Genomic DNA, 4,463 nt, shown 5'->3' on the forward strand with positions numbered 1-4,463 from the left:
GCCGGACGGGCGCTGGGTGGCCGCCGCCGAACCGGTGCGGCGCGGCGGCGGCTCGGCCGCGGTGGTCCGGCCCGCGCGCTGATCGGGCCGGCCTGTCAGTGCCGGGCGGTATGTTCGGGGTGGGTCCCCCTCGCGAGGGGCGGCCCACCCCGTCCGTACCGAACCACCGGGAAGGCCGCCCGCCGTGACCGTCCGCATCGCCACCTGGAACATCAACTCCGTCACCGCGCGGCTGCCCAAGCTCCTGGAGTGGTTGGAGAGCGCGAAGCCCGACGTGCTCTGCCTCCAGGAGCTCAAGTGCGCGGCCGACGCCTTCCCGTACGAGGCGGTCCGCGAGCTCGGCTACGAGACGGCCGCGCACGGCAACGGTCGCTGGAACGGCGTCGCGATCGTCTCCCGGCTCGGCCTGGACGACGTCGTGCGCGGCCTGCCCGGCCAGCCCGGCTACCTCGCGGACGGCGCCCTGCTGCCCGAGGTCGAGCCGCGCGCCATCGCCGCCACCTGCGGCCCGGTCCGGGTCTGGTCGGTCTACGTGCCCAACGGCCGCGAGGTCGGCCACGCGCACTACCAGTACAAGCTGGAGTGGCTGGAGGCGCTGCGCAAGGCCGCCACCGAGGACGCCGCCGGCTCCCGACCGTTCGCCGTCCTCGGGGACTTCAACATCGCCCCGACCGACGAGGACGTCTTCGACGCCGCCGCCTTCGAGGGCCTCACCCACGTCACCCCGGTCGAGCGCGCCGCCCTGACGGCCCTCGGCGAGATCGGCCTCCAGGACGTGCTGCCCCGCCCGCTCAAGTACGACCGCCCCTACACCTACTGGGACTACCGTCAGCTGGCCTTCCCCAAGAACCGGGGCATGCGGATCGACCTCACCTACGCCAACAAGCCCTTCGCCGACGCCGTCACCGACAGCTACGTGGACCGCGAGGCCCGCAAGGGCAAGGGCACCTCGGACCACGCGCCGGTCGTGGTGGATCTCGACCTGTGAGCCGCACGGCGGGCTTCACGCTGGGTGGCGAGCCGTAACCCGAACGGTCGTGAGCGCTGGCCGAGCACGGGGCGGGTTCCTACGGTCGGTGAATGACCGGGTGCAGTTGATCGACCACGTGGACATGGGAGTCCCTGGCTGTGCCCGAGAATCCCGGAGGTTCCGGCATGCGCTCCATGCGTACGGCAGCCGCCGCCCTGATCGGGGCGACGGCGCTGACCGGTCTGACGGCCCCCCTCGCATCCGCCAGGGAGGGTGCGGCCTCGGTCAGCCCGTCCCGTGCCGCACCGGGTCAGACCGTGACGGTCACGGTCTCGTGCGAGAAGTCGGACAAGCCCGAGGCCAAGACCATCACCGCGCGCTCCGACGCCTTCGAGGGCGGTCCGGTGACCCTCACCCTGGGCCCCGACGGCAAGCACAGCGGCTCCGCCCGGCTGGCAGGCCGGCACACCGGGGGCAGCAAGGTCGACGGCACCTGCCCGGACGGCGGTGCGTTCGCCACCAACGTCGCGGTCGCCGGCACCTCCGACGGGAGACTTGGCAAGAGCCCCGACAAGAGCCTCGGCGAGTGGGGCGAGGCCGCGGGGGAGTGGGCCGGCTCGCTCGGGCAGTCCGGCGTCGGCAGCCGGCAGATCGCCCCGCACGGCTCCGTACAGACCGGCCTCGGCGGCTCGGTCGCGGCGAACCCGGCGGAGCTGGCCGGCGGCCTCGCGCTGGTCGTGGGCGGTGTCGGCGGCTTCTGGCTGCTGCGGAGGCGCGGTGCCTGACGGCCTCGCCCCCGCGCGCGTCCCTGTGCGCCCTGTGCGACGCCGCTGGAATCCGACGGGACCGGCGGCGCGGCGGTGTGTCAGGCGGTCCGCGGCTCGGTGCCCTCGTGGTGGAGCCGGTCCTGGTGCCGGAGGGTGCCGTCGGCCAGCAGGTACTGGGCCAGCACGTAGGTCGCCATGATCCAGAACTGATGGCCCGGCAGTTCCCGCCACTTCGCCAGCTGGGTGGCGATCAGCGTGTCGGAGAGCAGGAACAGTGCCCCGCCCAGCCCGGTCCGCCAGCCCAGCCCGGCCGAGGTGACGGCCGTCGAGGCGAGCAGCAGGCTGTAGCCGGCCACCGGGACCCGCAGGTCCCCGAGGTCCGGCCAGAGCTGCCCGACCAGGGCCACCCAGGCCGTCGCGTACGCGGCCGCGACGACCAGGGCCCGGCGGCGGTCGGTGAGCGCACCGCGCTTGACGAACATCGTCACGTAGCAGACGTGCGCCGCCGCGAAGGAGCCCATGCCCGCGAGGAACGCGGGGTCGTTCTTCAGCTGGAGCAGCACGTCCCCGCCCGCGCTCAGCAGCAGCGCCGGCGCCAGCAGCTTCGGCGCCTCCCGCCCGGCCTTCCTGGCCGCCGCCACGCTGTGCGCGGCCAGCAGCGGCATCAGGGCCGGCTTGGTGGCGTTCTGGAGCACCGAGGCTCCGGAGGCGATCGCGCCCAGGTGCGCCGCCGAGGTGGCCGCGAAGCCGCCCAGCAGGGCGGTGGCCGAGCGCACCCGCGCCCCGAGGCCGACGCGGGCGGTGGTACGGACAGTCATGCGTGCGCCTCTCGGTGATCCGCTGCTTCGGACCGACCCTAGAGGAGTCGAACCGGCGGCGGAAGGGCGGGTTACCGGTGCGTAACCCCGGTGGGGCGCGGCGGATGACGGGGTGGCCGGCCGGCGGAGCGCGGGCGCCCGCTTCGCGGGCTCTTGTGGAGAGTTCCTCAGGAGGGCGGTTGCTGCCCTCGGGTGACCCGGGCACCGTCTAGTCTGGACCCCGACATGGATCAGCAGGACTACGCGGTCGGCGCCACCCGGGTGGCCGCCGGCAGGCCGGACGGACGCAAGGGCGGGGCAGGGCGGGGAACCGCCGCCGCCGTCCTCGCCGTACGCGGAGCCGGTCCCGCTGACAGGAAACCCGGGGCGGCTGCGGGGAGTGGTGCCGACGACTCGCAGGCGCCGGACCGTCCGGCCGTCGACGTGATGCTCTCGCCCGACCCGGGGCTGCTGCGCCTGGCCCACTGGTTCGCCGTCGCCGCCCCCGGCACCGCCGACGACCTCTGTACCGCCTCCTTCGGCCTCTACCCCGCGCGCCACCTCGGCGCCATCGCCGATCCCGCCGCCGATCCCGGCGTCAGCTGGTGGCACGGCCCCACCGCGCACTCCGCCACGCCCGTACGCCCCCGTGAGGACCGCACCGAGGGCGGCCTGCGCCGCGCCCGGCGCGACGACGCCGCACTGCCCGTCGTCCGGTCAGGTGCCAAGCCGGGCGGGCCGGGTCGGCACCGCAGGCCCGAGCGCACGCGGGTGACGCCGCTCCCCGTGGTCGCGCAGGATCGTTCGGGCGAGGAGCTCCCGGCCGCCGAACGCCGGATCGCCGCACGGCTGTTGCTCGCCCACCCGCTGGTCACCGCCTCCGGCCCGCACGCCGACGGCTTCCCGCTGATCCGCCGTCACCGCGACTGGCTCGCCGAGCGCTTCGACACCCTGCTCGGCTACCGCCTCGTGGTCGGCCCCTGGCACGCCAGGCTCTGCAAGGCCGGCCTCGGCCCCGGCGCCGCCCGCCGCCTCGAACACCCCGTCACGGGCGAGCCGTTCACCCCGGGTGGGTACGCCCAACTCGCCCTCGCACTGGCCCTGTTGGTCGACGCCCCGGAGGAGCTGGGCTACCGGCGGCTGCTGGACGCGATGGGTGCCGCCGCTCCCGAACTCACCGCCGAACCGGACGACCTCGCCATGGCGCTGGCCGCGCTGGCCGGCTGGCAGGTGCTCGGCGAGCTGCCGGCCGACCCGGCCGACGACTCCTTCGTGCTGACCGTGGACCGCGAACTCGCCCGTGCCGTCCCGGCCGGTCCGCCCGCCCTCGCCGACGACGCCGCGGACCTGATCCGCCGCGCCGCCGAGGCCGAGCCTGCCACCGCCGTCCGCCGCCTGCTCGCCGAGACGCCCGCCGTCCTGGCCGTCGACCTCCCCGAGGAGCGCCGCGCCTGGTTGCAGGAGCACCGGCTCAGCGGCCCGGCGGCGCTCGCGGAGTTCCTCGGCCTGGAGGCCGAACTGCGGGCCGAGGGCGTCGCCCTGCTCGACCCGGCCGCCGAACTCACCGACCTCGCCCTCCCCGGCACCGGCACCCTCGCCCAGGCCGCCCTGCTGCTGGTCGAGCGCCTGGTCGAGGAGGTCCGCCCGCTGCCCGGCGAGACGGTGGCCGGTGACGTTCCGATCCCGGACGCGCTGATAGACGGCGTCCTCGGCGACATCGCGGACGAGTACGGTCTGCCCGCCCGCTACCTCGCCGACCGCACCGCCCTGCGGCGCGACGCCCTCGACCTGCTGCACCGCCTGGCCCTGATCGCCCCCACCCACCATCCCACCCGCCCCCCGGCCTGGCGCCTTCGCCCGCCGGCCGCCCGCTACGCCCCGGCCCCCGACCTCCAGCCCAGCCCTGGCCGGGGCCGCCACTCCCGCCCC

General features: G+C 75.7%; 4 protein-coding genes. 3 read left to right on the forward strand and 1 reads right to left on the reverse strand.

The genetic code is table 11. The features are described 5' to 3' along the window. The first annotated feature begins 184 nt into the window (after window positions 1–184). Together KS423_RS39385 and KS423_RS39390 are read left to right on the forward strand one after the other, a co-directional pair. Window positions 185–988, forward strand: a complete 804-nt coding sequence (locus tag KS423_RS39385) for an exodeoxyribonuclease III (protein WP_224284536.1) — start codon at window positions 185–187, stop codon at window positions 986–988. Between the two features lie 167 nt (window positions 989–1,155). Next, a complete protein-coding gene (locus KS423_RS39390) occupies window positions 1,156–1,755 on the forward strand; it encodes a hypothetical protein (RefSeq protein WP_224284537.1) in 600 nt (199 codons plus the stop codon). An 80-nt stretch (window positions 1,756–1,835) separates the two neighbouring features. Here KS423_RS39390 and KS423_RS39395 read toward each other — a convergent pair whose 3' ends face one another. Then, complete coding sequence (locus tag KS423_RS39395) at window positions 1,836–2,555, reverse strand: lysoplasmalogenase (RefSeq protein WP_224284538.1); 720 nt, start codon at window positions 2,553–2,555, stop codon at window positions 1,836–1,838. Window positions 2,556–2,780: 225 nt separating this feature from the next. Between KS423_RS39395 and KS423_RS39400 the strand changes: the two genes are divergently transcribed. Beyond that, a partial coding sequence (locus KS423_RS39400; RefSeq protein ID WP_263455715.1) for a DUF2398 family protein occupies window positions 2,781–4,463 on the forward strand: 1,683 nt, incomplete at its 3' end.

It is taken from the genome of Streptomyces sp. LS1784 (genome assembly GCF_020103755.1).
Taxonomy (GTDB): Bacteria; Actinomycetota; Actinomycetes; order Streptomycetales; family Streptomycetaceae; genus Kitasatospora.